The 16,886-nt window shown below is 69.0% G+C and carries 17 protein-coding genes; 12 read left to right on the plus strand and 5 right to left on the minus strand.

Annotation, left to right across the window (positions count from 1 at the left end; translation table 11 throughout):
• Positions 1 to 2 precede the first annotated feature (2 nt).
• The 9 genes from ACFJGX_RS18850 (at position 3) to ACFJGX_RS18890 (ending at position 8,824) form a co-directional block, all read left to right on the plus strand.
• A complete protein-coding gene (locus ACFJGX_RS18850; protein ID WP_382324483.1) occupies positions 3 to 2,156 on the plus strand; it encodes a 3-hydroxyacyl-CoA dehydrogenase NAD-binding domain-containing protein in 2,154 nt (717 codons plus the stop codon).
• Positions 2,157 to 2,226: 70 nt separating this feature from the next.
• A complete protein-coding gene (fabG, locus tag ACFJGX_RS18855) occupies positions 2,227 to 2,970 on the plus strand; it encodes a 3-oxoacyl-ACP reductase FabG (RefSeq protein ID WP_382324481.1) in 744 nt (247 codons plus the stop codon).
• 206 nt (positions 2,971 to 3,176) lie between these two features.
• Positions 3,177 to 4,811 carry an ATP-binding protein gene (locus tag ACFJGX_RS18860; protein ID WP_382324479.1) on the plus strand — a complete coding sequence of 545 codons (1,635 nt, stop codon included), beginning with the start codon at positions 3,177 to 3,179 and terminating at the stop codon, positions 4,809 to 4,811.
• Positions 4,808 to 5,194 carry a response regulator gene (locus ACFJGX_RS18865; protein WP_382324477.1) on the plus strand — a complete coding sequence of 129 codons (387 nt, stop codon included), beginning with the start codon at positions 4,808 to 4,810 and terminating at the stop codon, positions 5,192 to 5,194. The genes ACFJGX_RS18860 and ACFJGX_RS18865 overlap by 4 nt, the downstream gene beginning before the upstream one ends.
• Positions 5,195 to 5,253: 59 nt before the next feature.
• Positions 5,254 to 6,183, plus strand: a complete 930-nt coding sequence (locus ACFJGX_RS18870) for a GNAT family N-acetyltransferase (protein ID WP_382324475.1) — start codon at positions 5,254 to 5,256, stop codon at positions 6,181 to 6,183.
• 86 nt (positions 6,184 to 6,269) lie between these two features.
• Positions 6,270 to 6,731, plus strand: coding sequence for a GyrI-like domain-containing protein (locus ACFJGX_RS18875; protein ID WP_382324473.1), 462 nt, complete (start codon positions 6,270 to 6,272; stop codon positions 6,729 to 6,731).
• Positions 6,728 to 7,600, plus strand: a complete 873-nt coding sequence (locus ACFJGX_RS18880; protein ID WP_382326787.1) for a GyrI-like domain-containing protein — start codon at positions 6,728 to 6,730, stop codon at positions 7,598 to 7,600. The genes ACFJGX_RS18875 and ACFJGX_RS18880 overlap by 4 nt, the downstream gene beginning before the upstream one ends.
• 7 nt (positions 7,601 to 7,607) lie before the next feature.
• The gene (locus ACFJGX_RS18885) at positions 7,608 to 8,228 is read left to right on the plus strand and encodes a chromate transporter (RefSeq protein WP_382324469.1); all 621 of its coding nucleotides are present in this window, start codon (positions 7,608 to 7,610) and stop codon (positions 8,226 to 8,228) included.
• 2 nt (positions 8,229 to 8,230) lie between these two features.
• Entirely contained in the window at positions 8,231 to 8,824 is a 594-nt protein-coding gene (locus ACFJGX_RS18890; protein WP_382158369.1) for a chromate transporter, read from the plus strand.
• Between the two features lie 14 nt (positions 8,825 to 8,838).
• Here the strand turns inward: ACFJGX_RS18890 and ACFJGX_RS18895 are convergent, their stop codons facing one another.
• Together ACFJGX_RS18895 and ACFJGX_RS18900 are read right to left on the minus strand one after the other, a co-directional pair.
• A complete protein-coding gene (locus ACFJGX_RS18895) occupies positions 8,839 to 9,657 on the minus strand; it encodes an alpha/beta fold hydrolase (RefSeq protein WP_382326788.1) in 819 nt (272 codons plus the stop codon).
• The gene (locus ACFJGX_RS18900) at positions 9,657 to 11,213 is read right to left on the minus strand and encodes a long-chain fatty acid--CoA ligase (RefSeq protein WP_382324467.1); all 1,557 of its coding nucleotides are present in this window, start codon (positions 11,211 to 11,213) and stop codon (positions 9,657 to 9,659) included. Before ACFJGX_RS18900 ends, ACFJGX_RS18895 begins: the two co-directional genes overlap by 1 nt.
• Before the next feature lie 204 nt (positions 11,214 to 11,417).
• Between ACFJGX_RS18900 and ACFJGX_RS18905 the strand changes: the two genes are divergently transcribed.
• Positions 11,418 to 12,395 (plus strand): Bug family tripartite tricarboxylate transporter substrate binding protein, encoded by a 978-nt coding sequence (locus ACFJGX_RS18905; protein ID WP_382324465.1) that lies wholly within the window; start codon positions 11,418 to 11,420, stop codon positions 12,393 to 12,395.
• A gap of 8 nt (positions 12,396 to 12,403) precedes the next feature.
• On the opposite strand, the gene ACFJGX_RS18910 is transcribed toward ACFJGX_RS18905, so the two are convergent.
• A complete protein-coding gene (locus tag ACFJGX_RS18910) occupies positions 12,404 to 13,297 on the minus strand; it encodes a LysR family transcriptional regulator (protein WP_382326789.1) in 894 nt (297 codons plus the stop codon).
• Positions 13,298 to 13,397: 100 nt separating this feature from the next.
• On the opposite strand from ACFJGX_RS18910, the gene ACFJGX_RS18915 reads away from it, so the two are divergent.
• Positions 13,398 to 14,558, plus strand: coding sequence for an acyl-CoA dehydrogenase family protein (locus tag ACFJGX_RS18915; protein ID WP_382324461.1), 1,161 nt, complete (start codon positions 13,398 to 13,400; stop codon positions 14,556 to 14,558).
• Positions 14,555 to 15,709 (plus strand): CaiB/BaiF CoA transferase family protein, encoded by a 1,155-nt coding sequence (locus ACFJGX_RS18920; protein WP_382324459.1) that lies wholly within the window; start codon positions 14,555 to 14,557, stop codon positions 15,707 to 15,709. Before ACFJGX_RS18915 ends, ACFJGX_RS18920 begins: the two co-directional genes overlap by 4 nt.
• 8 nt (positions 15,710 to 15,717) lie before the next feature.
• Here ACFJGX_RS18920 and ACFJGX_RS18925 read toward each other — a convergent pair whose 3' ends face one another.
• Positions 15,718 to 16,107 carry a nuclear transport factor 2 family protein gene (locus ACFJGX_RS18925; RefSeq protein WP_382324457.1) on the minus strand — a complete coding sequence of 130 codons (390 nt, stop codon included), beginning with the start codon at positions 16,105 to 16,107 and terminating at the stop codon, positions 15,718 to 15,720.
• 54 nt (positions 16,108 to 16,161) lie between these two features.
• Positions 16,162 to 16,884, minus strand: coding sequence for an NAD-dependent deacetylase (locus ACFJGX_RS18930; protein WP_382326791.1), 723 nt, complete (start codon positions 16,882 to 16,884; stop codon positions 16,162 to 16,164).
• Positions 16,885 to 16,886: the final 2 nt, after the last annotated feature.

Genomic DNA, 16,886 nt, shown 5'->3' on the forward strand with positions numbered 1-16,886 from the left:
GCATGAAAACCATCCGCTACGAACTCGCCGACGGCATCGCCACCATCACCTTCGACGAGGAAGGCTCGCCCGTCAACACCATGTGCGCCGACTGGCAGCAGGACCTCACCGAGGTCACGGCGCAGGTGATGCGCGACTGCGCCGACATCAAGGGCATCATCCTGGCCTCGGCCAAGAGCACCTTCTTCGCCGGCGCCGACCTCAAGGGCACGATGCGCCTGCAGCCCAGCGACGCGCCGCGCGTGTTCGCCGAGATCGAGCAGACCAAGAAGAACTTCCGCACGCTGGAGACGCTGGGCGTGCCGGTGGTGAGCTGCATCAACGGCACGGCGCTGGGCGGTGGCTGGGAGGTGGCGCTCGTGGGCCACCACCGCATCGCGGTGAACGATCCCAAGATCCAGCTCGGCCTGCCCGAGATCACGCTGGGCCTCATCCCCGGCGCCAGCGGCATCACGAAGATGGTGCGCCTGCTCGGCCTGATGGGCGCGCAGCCCTACATCCTGGAGAGCAAGCTGTTCAACCCGCGCGAAGCGCAGGAGCTCGGTCTGGTGCACGAACTCGTCTCGCCCGAGGGCGACGTGGCCCATGCGCTGCGCAACGCCGCGCTGGACTGGATCGCGGCGCACCCGCAGTCGCGCCAGCCCTGGGACGACAAGAACCACAAGATTCCCGGCGGCACGCCGAGCAGCCCCAAGGTCGCCGGCATGCTCACCGTGGCGCCGGCCATGCTCAAGCAGAAGACGCGCGGGCTCTACCCGGCGCCCGAGGCGGCGCTCGCCGCCATGGCCGAAGGCGCCATGGTGGACTTCGACACCGCGCTGCGCATCGAGAGCCGCTACCTCGCGAAGCTCATCGTGAGCCCGGTGGCGAAGAACATGATCAACACGTTCTTCTTCAACCTCAACGCGATCAAGAGCGGCCAGTCGCGTCCCAAGGGGATCTCGCGCTACAAGCCGAAGAAGGTGGGCGTGCTCGGTGCCGGCATGATGGGCGCGGGCATCGCCTACGTGCAGGCCAGCCGGGGCATCCGCACCGTGCTGGAGGACGTGAGCATCGAAACCGCCGAGCGCGGCAAGTCCTACAGCTTCAAGCTCACCCAGACCCGCGTGGACCAGGGCCGCATGAGCCCCTACGACCAGCGCGAGCTGCTCGACCACATCCTGCCCACCGACCACCCTAGCGACCTCAAGGGCTGCGACCTGATCATCGAGGCGGTGTTCGAGAACCGCGAGGTCAAGGCCGCCGTCACCAAGGAAACCGAGCCCATGCTGGCCGCCGGCGGCTTCTTCGCGAGCAACACCTCCACCCTGCCCATCTCCGGCCTGGCACAGGCCAGCAGCCGGCCGCAGCGCTTCGTCGGCATCCACTTCTTCAGCCCGGTGGACAAGATGAAGCTGGTGGAGATCATCCGCGGCAAGGAGACCGACGACGAGACCATCGCGCGCGCCTTCGACTACGTGCAGGCCCTGGGCAAGCTGCCCATCGTGGTGAACGACTCGCGCGGCTTCTACACCAGCCGCACCTTCGGCACCTTCGTGATGGAAGGCGCGGCCATGCTGGGCGAAGGCATTCCGGCGCCGGTGATCGAGAACGCCGCCATGCAGGCGGGCATGCCGGTGGGGCCGCTGGCCGTGCTGGATGAGACCGCGCTCTCGCTCTCGGTGCACGTGATGGACCAGACCCGCGCCGATTTCGAGAAGGAAGGCCGCCGCTACGCCGCCACGCCGGGCGAGCTGCTGGTCGAGCGCATGGTCAAGGAATTCAAGCGGCCGGGCCGCGCCGCCGGCGGCGGCTTCTACGACTACCCCGCGGGCCAGAAGAAGCAGCTCTGGCCCGAACTCAAGGCGCGCTTCGAGAAGCCCGGCGCCGCCTGGGACCTGCAGGACGTCAAGGACCGCCTGATCTACCGCCAGTCGGTGGAGACCGCGCGTTGCCTCGCCGAAGGCGTGCTCACCACCGTGCACGACGGCAACATCGGCTCGATCTTCGGCATCGGCTTCCCGGCCTGGACGGGCGGTGCGCTGCAGTTCATCTACGGCATGGGCATCGAGGCCTTCGAACGGCGCTGCGCCGAGCTGGCGGCGCGCCACGGCGCGGGCTTCGCGCTCGACGAGGCGGCGAAGAACGCGATCCGCCAGCACCAGCCGGTGTACTGAACACGTCCGCTCCCACGCGCCGGCGGCCACCCCGCCGGCGTTTTTTTGAACCACCCTCCCCCTCTTCCCCATGAAACGACTCGAAGGAAAAGTCAGCCTCATCACCGGTGCGGCGCAAGGCATCGGCCTGGCCACCGCGCTCAAGTTCGCGCAGGAAGGCGCCACCGTCATCGTGTGCGACGTGAAGCAGGCCGCGGTGGACAGCGCCGTGCGGCAGTGCGAGGCGCTGGGCGCCACCGCCCTGGGCTTGGTGATGGACGTGACCCAGCGCGAGATGGTCGACGCGGTGGTGGCCCAGGTGAAGGCGCGCTTCGGCCGCATCGACGTGTTGGTGAACAACGCCGGCATCACGCAGGACGCGCGCCTGCAGAAGATGACGCTCGAGCAGTTCGACCGCGTGATCGACGTCAACCTGCGCGGCGTGTTCCATTGCGCGCAGGCCGTGGCCGACACCATGACCGCGCAAGGCAGTGGCGTGATCCTCAACGCCTCGTCGGTGGTCGGCATCTATGGCAACTTCGGGCAGACCAACTACGCCGCGAGCAAGTTCGGCGTGATCGGCTTCACCAAGACCTGGAGCCGCGAACTCGGCCCCAAGGGCGTGCGCGTGAACGCGGTGGCACCCGGCTTCATCGCCACGCCCATCCTGGACACCATCCCGGCCAAGGTCATCGCCGAGATGGAGCACCGCGTGCCGCTGCACCGCCTGGGCCGGCCGGAGGAGATCGCCAACGTCTACGCCTTCCTGGCCAGCGACGAAGCCAGCTACATCAACGGCGCCGTGATCGAGGTCTCGGGCGGCATGTCGGTGTAGAGGAGCCGCCCTGCGCCGCCACGTGCTCTGGAGGCTGGCGCCGTTCGCCTGGTTTTTTTGGTCTGGCGGCGAATTGCGTCAGGAACGTGACGAAATCACGTGCGGGACTGCCCCAGTGCCGCCGCAGGCCGCCTGCCGGCGGCTCACATCCCTGGCGGGTATGCAATCATCGGGGCCTCGCTCCGTCCCGTTCCGTTCCGGCCCGCATGCAGACTGCTCCCCTTCCCTCCAACGAGGAACAACGCCTGGCCCGGTTGCGGGGCCTGGGCGTGCTCGACACCCTGCCCCAGAAAGCGTTTGACGACATCTCCGCCCTGGCGCAGGTGATCTGCGGCACGCCGGTGGCGTTGATCACCCTCATCGACCGCGATCGCCAGTGGTTCAAGTCCCGCGTCGGCGTTGACGTGAGCGAAACCCCGCGCGAGGTGGCGTTCTGCTCTCATGCCATCCTCGACCCGGAGCACGTCATGGTGGTCGAGGACATGAGCCAGGACACGCGCTTCCAATGCAACCCGCTGGTGACCGGCCCGACCAACGTGCGTTTCTACGCCGGTGCGCCCATCGTCACCAGCGACGGCTTCGCGCTGGGCACGGTGTGCGTCATCGACCAGATGGCGCGCACGCTGCATTCGGTGCAACTCAGCGCCCTGAGCCGCCTCTCGGCCCTGGTTGCCACGCTGCTCGAACACGAGCGGGCGCGCCAGCTCGAGACCCGGCGCTCCGCCAACGAGGCCCAGCAGGCGCACGAGGAGCTCACCGCGATGGCCGCCGCCGGGCTGGACCTGCAGGCCTACATCGATGCCGACGGCGTCTACCGCCACGTCAACCAGACCTACCTGAACTACATCGGCAGCACGCGCAGCGAAGTCATCGGGGTGGCCGTGAAGGACCGCCTGGGTGAGGCGACCTACAACAACATGGTCGGCTCCAAGATGGCGCGCGCCATGGCCGGCGAGACCGTGATCTACCAGCGCGTCTCGCATTTCAAGGTCGCCGGCAACCGCCACATGGAGATCGCCCTGCTGCCCGTGCGCGGCGCGGACGGGAAGGTCAGCGGCGTGGTCATGCGCGGGCGCGACATCCAGGAACTCAAGAACAAGGAACGCCAGCTCGGCGAAACCATCGTCCAGCTCGAGAAGAAGACGCTGGAGCAGGAGCGCTTCATCCACATCCTGTCGCACGACCTGCGCGAGCCCATCAACGCCATCAACAACTTCACCTCGCTGCTGGAGGCCGACCACCAGCACGAACTCTCGCCCGATGCGCGGCGCTACCTGGGCTTCGTGCGCACGGGCGGCCAGCACATGGCCTGCCTGCTGGACAGCCTGCTGAAGTACGTGCGCCTGGACCGCCACCCGCTCGACAGCGGGCCGGTGGACGTGACCGTGCTGGTCGGCCAGGTGGGCGACGACCTCGGCGACGCGCTGACGAAGACCCAGGGCCAACTGCAATGCGATTCGCTGCCCACCGTGCAGGCCGATCCGTCCCTGCTTCGCATCGCGCTGCAGAACCTGGTGGCCAACGGCCTGGCCTTCGCGCGGCCCGGCGTGCCGCCGCACGTGCGCGTGAGCGCCACGCGCGAGCATGGCTTCGACCAGATCCACGTGCTCGACAACGGCCTGGGCATCGCCCCCGAGCATCAGGCCAGCATCTTCGACATGTTCAAGCGCCTGCACCCGCGCAAGACGCACGCCGGCTCGGGCCTGGGCCTGCCGATCTGCCGGCGCATCGCGGCGCTGCACGGCGGCCACCTCTCGGTGCAGTCGGTGCCGGGTGAAGGCAGCCGCTTCACGCTGCACCTGCCGGTGCCGCACGGCACGCCGTCCCGAGGCGCCCCATGACCATTCCACAACGTTTCATCCTGGTCGACGACAACGAGGCCGACAACGTCTACCACGAGATCATGATCCGCCGCGCCGGCTTCACCGGCGAGGTGCGGGTGTTCGAAAGCGGCGCCGAGGCGCTGGACTTCCTGCGCAGCGACCCGCTGGCCATGCCCACCTGCCTGTTTCTCGACATCAACATGCCGCAGATGGACGGCTTCGAGTTCGCGCGCCAGGCCCAGCCGCTGCTGCAGGACAAACCCACCATGCTGGTGATGATGCTCACCTCGTCCGACGCACCGCAGGACCGCCTGCGCGCCAGCGGCATGCCGGTGATCCAGGGCTTCGTCACCAAGCCGCTCACCCGGGAGCGCGTGCGGGAGATGCTGCAGCGGGGTTGATATTGCCACCGTCAAATAGTTTCTTGCCAAAGTCAAATAACTGAACCAGAATCGGGGGCATGACATCCCCCGTTGACCCCGCCCAGGTGCGCGCGCTGCGCGCCTTCAACCGCTTCTACACCCAGCGCACCGGCCTGCTCGACCCCTACCTGGGCAGCGCGTTCTCGCTCACCGAGGTGCGCGTGCTTTACGAGCTGGCGCACCACGCGCCCTGCACCGCCAGCGAGCTCGGGCGCCGACTGGTGCTCGACGCCGGTTACCTCAGCCGCATCGTGCGCCGCTTCACCAGCGCCGGCTGGATCACGCGCACCCCGCTGCCCAACGACGCCCGGCAGCACGCGCTGAGCCTGACCGCCGAGGGCCGCACCGCCTTCGAGCCCCTGCAGCAACGTTCGCGCGACGAGGCCGCCCACCTGCTGGCCCCGCTGGCGCCCGATCAGCGCCAGGCGCTCATGGCCGCGCTCGCGCGCGCGCAAGGCCTGCTCGACGCCGGCAGCGCCCCCGCCGCCCGCACCGCCGTGCTGCGCGACGTGCGCCCCGGCGACATGGGCTGGGTGGTGCAGCAGCACGGCGAGATCTACGCCCGCGAGTACGGCTGGAACAGCGAGTTCGAGGCCCTGGTCGCCGAGATCGCGGCGGGCATGATCCGCCGGCACGACCCGGCCTGGGAACGCGGCTGGATCGCCGAGCTCGACGGCGAGCGCGTGGGTTCGGTCTTCGTGGTGCGCAAGAGCGAGACCGAGGCCCAGCTGCGCCTGCTCATCCTGAGCCCCGCCGCGCGCGGCCTGGGCCTGGGCGGGCGCCTCACCGACGAATGCCTGGCCTTCGCGCGCGCCAAGGGCTACCGCAAAATGGTGCTGTGGACCAACAGCATCCTGAGCGCCGCGCGCGCCATCTATGCCAGGCGCGGCTTCACGCTGGTGCACAGCGAGGCGCACCACGGCTATGGCAAGGACCTGGTGGGCGAGACCTGGGAATTGACGCTGTGAGGGCCTGCGGCGCAACTCCGCAAGAAATGTCAGCCCGGCGCGGCTAGATTGAAGGCCTCGACCCCGATCCCTTTCAGGAGCCTTCCATGCACCTCGAACAGCAAGACCGCGCCGTGCGCATCATCGGCATCGAACTCAGGACCGACAACCACGAGGCCATGCGGACCATCCCGCCGCACTGGCAGCGCTTCACCGAGGAAGGCGTGCTCGCGCGCATCCCGGGCAAGCTCTCCGACGAGGTGTACGCGGTCTACACGCACTTCGAGAACGCGGGCGTGAACAACGAGGGCGTCTATTCGCTCATCATCGGCGCGCCGGTGAGCAGCACGCAGGCCGTGCCACCCGGCATGAGCCACGCCGTGCTGCCGGCCTCGCCGCGCGCGGTCTTCCCCGTGCCCCAGGGCCGCTTCGACCAGGTGGGCCCCGCGTGGCAGGCGGTCTGGCAGCGCGACGACCTGCCCAAGGCCTACGTGGCCGACTGCGAACGCTACCGCGCCGACGGGCAGATCGACATCCTCATCGGCCTGCGGCACGGCGCCAACGCATGAACCCGGGCCACGGCTGGACCGACTACCAGCAGCGCCTGGGCCGCGTGATCGCCTACCTGCACGACCACCTGGACGAGCCGCTCGACCTGCACCGGCTGGCCGAGGTGGCGCACCTCTCGCCCTACCACTGGCACCGCGTCTACCACGCGCTGCACGGCGAGACCATCGCGGTCACCGTTCGGCGGCTGCGCCTGCACTGGGCCACGGGCTACCTGGCCAACACCAGCCTGCCGGTGGAGCAGCTCGCGCGCCGCTGCGGCTACCCCAATGCCCAGTCCTTCGCGCGCGCCTTCCGCACGGCCTACGGCATGAGCCCGCTGCAGTACCGCCAGCATGGCAACCACGTGGCCTTTCGCACGGCGCAGGCGGCGAGCGCCGCGCCCGCGGGCTACGAGGTGAGCGTGCGGGAGATCCCGCGCGTGCGCCTGGCCGGCCTGGACCACAAGGGCTCGTACATCGCCATCGGCAAGGCGTTCGAGCGCAGCTACGTGCAACTGGCCGCGCGCGGCCAGGTGGGGCCAGCCTCGCGCTGGATCGCCGAGTATTTCGACGACCCGTCCTCGGTGCCCGAGCGCCAGCTGTGCTCGCGCGCCGGCCTGTCCGTGCCCGACAGCGCCGAGGTGGTGCCGCCCCTCGTCGCCTTCGAGGTGGGTGGCGGACCCTGCGCCGTGCTGCGCCACCGCGGGCCCTACGCCACCATGCGCGCGGCCTACCAGTGGCTGTACGGCCACTGGCTCGTGAACAGCGGCCACGAGGTGGGCGACGCGCCGGTGTTCGAGGAGTACCTCAACAACCCGCGCGACACCGCGCCGGCCGACCTGCTCACCGACATCTGCCTGCCCCTGGCCCGGGCCACCGCGGCCCGATAATCCGGGCATGCCGCCCGCCCAGACCGCCCCCGACACCCTCCCTCTCCAGCACCCGCAGTCGAAAACCGACCTGTTCGTCTCCTTCACCTGGTTGGCCCTGCAGGGTTTTGGCGGTGTGCTGGCGGTGGTGCAGCGCGAGCTGGTGGAGAAGAAGCGCTGGATGAGCCGCGAGCAGTTCGTGGAGGACTGGGCCGTCGCGCAGATCATGCCGGGCCCCAACGTGGTCAACCTCTCCATGATGATCGGCGGGCGCTATTTCGGCCTGCCGGGCGCCCTGGCGGCGCTGGCCGGCATGTTGACCGCGCCCATGGTGCTGGTGCTGCTGCTGGCCGCGCTCTACGGCAGCGTGGCCGACAGCGCCGTGGCGCAGAACGCGCTGCGCGGCATGGGCGCGGTGGCGGCCGGCCTGGTCGCCGCCACCGGCATCAAACTCATCGGGGCGCTGAACAAGAACGCCCTGGGCATGGGCATGTGCGTCTTCCTGGCGGTGCTCACCTTCATCGCCATCGGGCTGCTGCGCTGGCCCCTGCTGTGGGTGCTGCTCAGCATCGGCGGGGGGGCCTGCCTGTGGGCCTACCGGGTGTTGAGCGACGTCGACGCCGACCGCGCCAGGAAGGGAGACGCCTGAGCATGATGCTGCCCACCCCGGCCAACTGGCTCGACCTCTTCACCCACTTTGCCTCGCTCTCGCTGCTGGCCGTGGGCGGCGCGATCACCACCGCGCCCGACATGCACCGCTACCTCGTCCTGCAGAACGGCTGGCTGAGCGAGGCGCAGTTCACCTCGTCCATCGCCATCTCGCAGGCCGCGCCCGGACCGAACGTGCTGTTCGTCGCCGTGCTGGGCTGGAACGTGGGCCTCAACGCGGGCGGTGGCCCGTCGGCCGGCTGGCTGGCCTGGGCCCTCGGCCTGTTCGGCGTGCTGGTCACCATGGTGGCGATCCTGCTGCCTTCGTCGGTGCTGACCTACACCGCCACGCGCTGGGCGCACCAGAACCGCGAGCTGCGCGCGGTGCGCGCCTTCAAGACCGGCATGGCCCCGATCGTGATCGCGCTGCTGATCGCCACCGGCTGGCTGCTCACCGGCTCGCACGAGCACCCCGCGCGCGACTGGCCGCTGTGGCTGCTCACCGCCGTCACCACCGTGCTGGTGTGGCGCACGAAGATGCACCTGCTGTGGATGATCGGCGCGGGCGGCTTGCTGGGCGCGCTAGGCCTGGTCTGAAGGCGCAAACCAGTTCAGCAGCAGGTCGTTGACCTCATCGGGCCGCTGGTATTGCACCCAGTGGCCCGCCCCTTCCACCACGGCCCAGGGCCGTTCGGCCGTGCCCAGGCCCAGGGTCGATGCCACGCGCTCGGCCAGGCCGGTCGCGTCCTCCGTCCCCAGACGCCGAGCACCGGCGCATCGAAGGCCGCCAGAGCGGTGGGCAGGTGCGCCGACTGCGAGAAGTGCCGGCTCTGAAAGCGCGCGGCCCTGCAGGCGCGCTCGTGGATGTCCAGGGCCATCGCGTCGATGTCGCTGGCCGGGGCGATCATGAGTTCGGCCAGATTGCGCCAAAGCAGGTCGCGGGTGCGCGCCGCGCCGTCCGCCTGGCGCCAGTCCACGAGCCTGATCTCGCGCTGGCGCCCGGACCCATGGCCCGCTGGCCCCACCAGCGCCAGGCGCCGGACCCGCCCGGTGCGCTCGGCCACGCCCATGCGCACCAGCGACCCGAACGAAAACCCCGCGAGACCGAACCGGGCCTCCGGCCCGAGCAAGGCGTCCAGGGCGGCCGTCAGGTGCACCACCAGCGCCTCCAGCCGTGCGGCCCTCGGCACCTCGGGCGGCAAGGCGCCGGATTCGCCGAAGCCCGGCATGTCGGGCACCCACAGCTCGTGCGCCGCCGACAGCGCCTCCACATTGCGGATCCAGTGCATCCAGTTCCCATATCCGCCATGCAGCAGGACCAGCGGCGGGCCGCCGCGACCGAAGCGGCGCCAGCACACGCGCACGCCCAGGGCGTCCACCGTGTGGCGCTCGGCCAGCGCGGCCACGCGCTCGATCTGCGCGGCCGGCATCACGCGACGCGCCGGGCCTGCCCATCCCAGTAGCGCTCCTTCAGCTCCTTGCGCGAGAGCTTGCCGTTCGCGTTCTTGGGCAGCTCCGACACGAAGTCGACCGAACGGGGCTTCTTGAAGTCCGCCAGGAACTGGCGGCAGTGGTCCACCAGCTCGTCGGCGGTCACCTCGTGCCCCTCGCGCTTGACGACCACCGCCTTGATCGCTTCGCCCCAGGTGGCATCGGGCACCCCCACCACGCAGACTTCGTAGACCGCGGGGTGCCGGTACAAGGCCAGCTCCACTTCACTGGGGTACACGTTGAAGCCGCCGGAGATGATCATCTCCTTCTTGCGATCGACGATCGAGAGGTAGCCGAGTTCGTCCATGCGGGCCAGGTCCCCGGTGTGCAGCCACCCGTTCTTCAAGGTGTCGGCGGTGATCTCGGGCTCGCGCCAGTAGCCGGCGAACACATCGGGGCCCTGGATCACGATCTCGCCAACCTCGCCCAGCGGCACCTCCTGACCGGCGTCGTCCACCAGGCGCACACGGGATTCACCGAACGCGCGGCCACAGGAGAGCAGCAGTTCTTCGCGGCCTTCTTCGATCGCGATGCGGTGGTCCTCCGCCGTCAGGATCACCAGCCCGCCCGTGGTCTCGCCCGCGCCATAACCTTGCGACAGGACCGGCCCGAAGGCCTTCCACGCCTCCTTGATGCGCGAGGGCGCGATCGGGGCCGAGCCGTAGGTGACATCGCGCAGCGAGCTGAGGTCGAACGCCTTCAGGCGCGGGTGCGCGAGGATCATGTTGATCATGGTCGGCACCAGGAAGCAGGCGGTCACGCGGTGCTTTTGCACGGAGGCCATGAACACCTCGGCATCGAAGCGGTCGTGCAGCAGGATGGTGCCGCCCTGGAACAGGAAGGGCTGGATGAACATGCCGCTGGCGTGCGTGACGGGCCCGGCCAGCGCCAGCACGTCGCCGGGCTTGGCCCGCAGCCGGCCCATGACGACCTTGCGCAGCGACGCCAGGCGGTTGCCCACCGTCTGCATCGAGGCCTTGACCTTGCCGGTCGAGCCCGAGGTGAAATGCAGCACCGCGAGATCGGAGGCCTCCATCTCCACGTCGGGCGACACCGGCGAGGCTGCCGCCAGCAGCGCCTCGTAGTCCAGAAAGCCTTGCGGCCCGTTCTCCAGCGCCACCAGGGTGCGGATGTCCGTCAACCGGCCGGCCTGCTGCACCACCGAAGCCACGTGCTCGGGCCCGACGAGCATGATCTTCGCCTGCGAGCTGTTGGCGGACTCCACCATCTCTTCGGGCGAGAGGCGCGCATTGAGGGCAACCTTCACCAGACCGGCCTTGTACATGGCGCACTCGAACTCGATCAGCTCCGGGCGGTTGAACGACTGGACGAGCACCCGATCGCCCTTCTGCGCGCCCAGGGCGATCAGCGCGTTGGCGAGCCGGCTGGAGCGCTCGTCGAGTTCGCGGTAGGTGATCACCCGGTCGTGAAAAAGAATGGCGGGGCGCTGCGGCCAGTAGCGGGCGCTGCGGGTCAAAAATCGGCCTTGGTTCACGGGGATTCCTCGCAAAGAATGAAAGTGAACGGATCGTAGGATCGGCCACAGGCCCGACCGATAAGGCCCCGAGCGATCCCGATGCCCGCCGGGAATGGCCGCGCTCATGCCGCTGGGGCATCGATATCGCCCGCCGCGGAATCGCGCCATGGGCCCTGGCGCCAGAGAATCGAGCCAGATCAAAATTCTCTGGAGACCTCACGCATGCTGACCAAACGCACTCTTCTTCTGGGCGGCCTCGCCGGCGGACTGCTGGCCCTGGGACTGCCCGCGCACGCCCAGGGGCGCTACCCGGACCGCCCCATCAAACTCATCATCCCGTTCAGCGCGGGCGGCCAATTCGACATCGTCGCGCGCATGCTGGCGCAGTTCGCCAGCACGGAACTGCAGCAGCCGGTGGTGGTTGAAAACGTGGCGGGCAGCGGCGGCAACATCGGCGCGGCGCGGGTCGCCAACGCGGCGCCCGACGGCTACACCTTGCTCGTGCTGGGCGGCAACCACGCGATCGCGAAGTCCCTCTACGCCAAGCCGGGCTACGACGTGACCAAGGACTTTTCACCCATCTCCATGGTCAGCATCACGCCCCACGTGGTGCTGGTGAACGCCGCCATGCCGATCCACAGCATGGCCGAGCTGGTGGCCTATGCCAAGAAAAACCCCGGCAAGCTGAACTACGCGACGCCGGGCATGGGCACCTCGATGCACCTCACCTTCGAGATGATCAAGGCGCACTACGGCGTGGACATCACCCACATCCCCTACCGGGGCGGCGCCAACGCGCTGACCGACCTCTCCGGTGGGCAGGTCAACCTGGGCATCATCGGCATCGCCCCCGCCCAGGAATTCCTGAACGCGGGCCGCATCCGCGCCCTGGCGGTCACGAGCAAGGGCCGTTCACGCGCCCTGCCCAACGTGCCCGCGCTGTCCGAAGTGGGCTACCCGGAACTCAACGCCGGCAGCTGGCTGGGGATTGCGGGTCAGCGCCAGATGCCGGCCGAGATCGTGGCGCGCTGGCACGGCGTGGTGCGGGCCTTCCAGGACAGCCCGGCCAACCGGCAGCGGATGGAGGAAATGGGGTTCCGGATCGAATCCACCACCGCCGAACAGTTCCAGAAGTTCATCGCGTCCGAAGTCGAGGCCTACGGCAAGATCGTGCGCGACAACAAGATCACCGCCGACTGAGGCGCCACTCAGACGGGGCCGTGCGCCTTCAACAGCTCGACCAGGCGCTCGGCCAGCGGAGAAAGGTAGGCGGCCTTGCGCATCGAGATGCCGATCGTGCGGGGCCACACCGCCTGCGCCAAGGCCAGGGGCTTGAGGCCCGTCCCCTGGGGCCGTGACAGGACCGACGCCGGGATCACGCTCAACAGGTCGGTGGTGCGCACCACGCTGGCCAGCGCGGTGACCGACGAGTTGGACTCCACCACCACGTTGGGCTCCGGCAGGCCGTGCTCGGCGAAGCGCGCTTCCAGGGACCGCCGGGCCGCGACGTTGCGGCCGGGCAGGACCCACGAGGCGTCCGCCAGGTCCTTCAACCGGAGGGAGGTCGACTCCAGCATCGGGTGATCGGCGCGCGCGACCACGTGGATGTCGTCGCGGAACAGCGGCAGCTGCGTGAACTCCGGTGTCTCGTGCGCGGGCAGCGCGCTGATGGCGATGTCCAGGTCACCGAACTGCAGGGCCGCGAGCAGCTGATCGTTCAGGCCGATCATGACCTGCACCCGCGCCGCCGGCCGCTGCCGCAGCAGCTCGGCACAGGCCTGGCCGAAGAACATCTCCGAGTAGGTCGGTGCCACGCCCACGCGCACCAGGCCCTTCTTGCCCAGGTGGAGGTCGTTGGCCTCCTTGATGGCGTCGTCCAGGCTCACCCGCACATGGCGCGCGCGCTGGAAAAACGCCGTGCCCGCCGTGGTGAGCTCCATGCCGCGCGCGGTGCGCTCGAACAGCTGCAGCTTGAGTTCGCGCTCCAGCCGCTGGATGCCCTTGGTCAGCGCCGGCTGGCTCTGGCCCAGCCGCTGCGAAGCGCGCCCCACATGGCCGGTTTCCGCGACCGCAATGAAGTAGTTGAGATCTTCGATTCGCACGTTATTCCCGAAGGTTATCGAACCCAGGCACTTGCGGATCGCCGCGCCCGATCCGCGCGACATGATCCACCCGACACCCACTTTTCACGGGCACACCACCATGACGACAGCGACCTATCCCGACCTCGCCAGCCTTCGCGAACGGCTCAACGCCTACCTGAACGAAGAGCTGATCCCCTTCGAAAAATCGGCCGGCATCGCCTACGAGGACAAGCTCTCGAGAGACTTCGCCAAGACCATCTGGAAGCGCTCGCGCGAACTCGGATTTTATGGGCTGCAGTTGCCGCCGGAGCTGGGCGGCCTGGGTCTGAGCGTGCGCGATCTGGCCATCCTCAAGGCCGACGTGGCGGCCTCGGGCGCCGTGCTCTTCCCTCACGTCCTGGGTGACTGGGGCGGCCCCTCGCGCATCGGCAACCTCGTGAAGTACGCCTCGCCCTACCAGCTGGAGCACTACATGCTGCCGGTGGCGCGCGGCGAAAAAGGCGCCTGTTTCGCGATGACGGAAACCCAGTCCGGCTCCGACGCCGCCAGCATCCAGACCCGCGCCGTGCGCGACGGCGACGACTACATCATCACGGGGCACAAGCACTACATCACCGCGTCCGCGTTCGCCGACTTCGCCGTGGTGATGTGCGTGACCGACCCGGACGCCGGCGCCCAGGGCATCTCGGCCATCCTGGTCGACCTCGACGCACTCGGCGTCTCGCTCACCTACGACTACCTGCCGATGACGGGCCAGCATGTCGATGCCGACATCCATTTCGACCAGGTGCGGGTGCCGCGCGCCAACCTGATCGGTGAAGAAGGCGGTGGTTTCAAGATCGCGATGGCGCGCGTCAACGTCAACCGCCTGCTGCACTGCCCCAACATGATCGGCCTGGCGCGCCTGTGCCTGCGCCTCTCGCTCGAATACGCCCAGCAACGCCGCCAGTTCGGCGGCCCCATCAGCCGCTTCCAGGCCATCCAGCACATGCTCGCCGACATGGCGACCGGGCTGTACGCCTGCGAAGGCATGGTGCTGGCCGCGGCACAGAAGGCCGACGAAGGCGGCGACGTGCGCATGGAGGGCGCGATGTGCAAGCTCTTCGTGTCGGAGAAGTGTTTCGAGATCGCCGACAAGGCGGTGCAGATCCACGGCAACGTGGGCGTCACCAAGAACCACCCGGTGGAGTTCGCCTTTCGCCGGCTGCGGCTGTACCGCATCCTCACCGGCACCAGCGAGATCCAGCGCAACACCATCGCGAAAGCGATCCTGGCATGAACACCGCTGTCCCTCCCACCTGCCTGACGGGCCAGGTCGTGCTCGACCTCGGCCAGCTCCACCCGGGCCCTCACACCGCCATGTTGCTGCAGCAACTGGGCGCCACCGTCATCAAGGTCGAGCGCCCGCAGGGCGGCGATTCGGGCCGCGCGCTGGGTGCCGACACCTTCGCCAAGTACAACCGGGGCAAGCTCTCCATCGCGCTGGACCTGAAAAATGCGGATGACCAGGCCGTGCTCAAGGGCCTGGCGCGGCGCAGCCAAGCCTTGATCGAAGGGTTTCGCCCCGGCGTGATGGACCGCCTGGGCGTGGGCTATGAGGCCTTGCGCGAAATGAACCCGGCCCTGGTGCTGTGCTCGATCTCGGGCTTCGGCCAGACCGGCCCCTATGCGCAGCGCGCGGGGCACGACCTGAACTACCTGGCGCTGGCCGGCTACTGGGCCGTGCCCTCGCAGGTGGACAACCACACCGGGCGGCCCAACGTGCGCCTGTCGGACTACTGCGGTTCGATGTACGCGGCCTTGTCGCTGGTGGTGGCGATGATGACGGCGCGCCTGAGCGGCCAGGGCCAGCACCTGGACGTGTCGCTGCACGACGCCATGACCGCCTGGACCATCCCAGGCATCGACAGCATGGTGCGCAAAACCGGCAAGGACATCGAGAAGATGGGCCATGTGATGCCCGACAACGACCTCTTCGCCACCGCGGACGGCCGCTTCATCGCGCTCGGCATCCTGGAGGAGAAGTTCTGGGACAACCTGCGCGACGCCCTGGCGCCGGACTGCCCTGCCCTGGGCGCCGCGGACTTTGCCTCGAGGCCCGACAGGCTTCGCCACAAACGCCGACTCAACGGCCTGTTGAAAGCGCTCTTCGCCACGAAGACCCTGGGGCAGTGGGCGGAACAGTTCGGCACCCGCGACATCCCCTGGTCACCGGTGCTGGCATACGACGAGCTGCTGGACGATCCGCACGTCGTGGCGCGCGGCGTGTCGCGCCCCTGCGACGATGGTGGCAGCCGCGTCGTGGACTTCCCTGTGAAATTCTCCGGCGGCATTGCGCCGCACAGCGGCCCGGCACCGGTGCTCGACGGCCACAGAGATCAGGTGCTGCGCTGGCTGGCAACGGGAGACCTCGCCGAGCTCGCCCCTTGAGGCCCGGCCTACTGGTTCGCCTGCAGCATCGCCGCCATCTTCTGGTGGATCAGGTTGATGGCCTTGAGCGGGCGGATCATGACCTTGAAATCGGTGATGCGGCCCTCGTCGTTCCAGCGGATCATGTCCACGCCGTTGACGGTGATGCCGTCGATCTCCACCTGGAACTCCAGCACCGCGTCGCGCGGCCCGACGACCTCGCGCACGTAGCGGAACGAGGCATTGAAGAAAACCTGGAACGCCGCCGCGAGGTACTGCGTCGTCACCGCCTTGCCGGCCTGCGGCGTGTGCACGACCGGCGAATGGAACACCACCTCATCGGCCAGCAGCTCGCGCAGGCCTCTGGCGTTGCGGGTCTGCACCAGGTTGTGCCATGTGTCGAGGACGGGGTGGGTCATGGGTCGTCTCCTGTGCGGGTGAGGTGGGAGGGGTGAACGACAGCGTAACCCGGTTCAGGCCAGCAAGGCCGGCAGGCACGCCGCCGCCGTCTCCCGCAGACAGGTCTCGGCCACCACGTCCAGCGGGGTCGGCTCGGGGTTGACGATGACCACCCGCGCGCCGCTCTGGTGGGCCGTGAAGGCCAGGCCCGCCGCCGGGTAGACCTCGCCGGAGGTGCCCACGACCAGCATCAGGTCGCAGTGGCGCGCGGCGTGTTCGGCGGCTTCGAGCGCATCGGCCGGCAGGTTTTCACCGAACCAGACCACGGCCGGGCGCCGCAGGTTGCCGCACACCGGGCAGCGCGGCGGATGGCCGGCCTGGATGGCGTCGGGCTGGCAGCAGGCGCGCGGCGCATCGAGCCAGCGGTCTTCGGCGATGCTGCCGTGCAGGGCCAGGGCGTCGGTGTTCCCGGCGCGCTGGTGCAGTCCGTCCACGTTCTGGGTGATCAGGGTCAGGCGCCCCGGGTGCTGCCGCGCGAAAGCCGCCAGCGCCGCATGGCCTGCGTTGGGCGACACGGCGCGGATCATCTCGCGGCGGTGCGCGTACCAGTCCCACACGCGCTGCGGGTGGGTCCGGAAGGCCGACTCGGTGGCGAGTTCCTGCGGATCGAAATGCGCCCACAGGCCGGTCTGCGCGTCGCGAAAGGTGGGCACACCGGATTCGGCGCTCATGCCCGCGCCGGTGAGCACGGCGATGTGGCGCGCGTCCCGAACCCAGCCGCGCACCGTGTCCCGCATGG

Source organism: Hydrogenophaga sp. UC242_50, assembly GCF_042697355.1.
Classification (GTDB): Bacteria; Pseudomonadota; Gammaproteobacteria; order Burkholderiales; family Burkholderiaceae_C; genus Hydrogenophaga.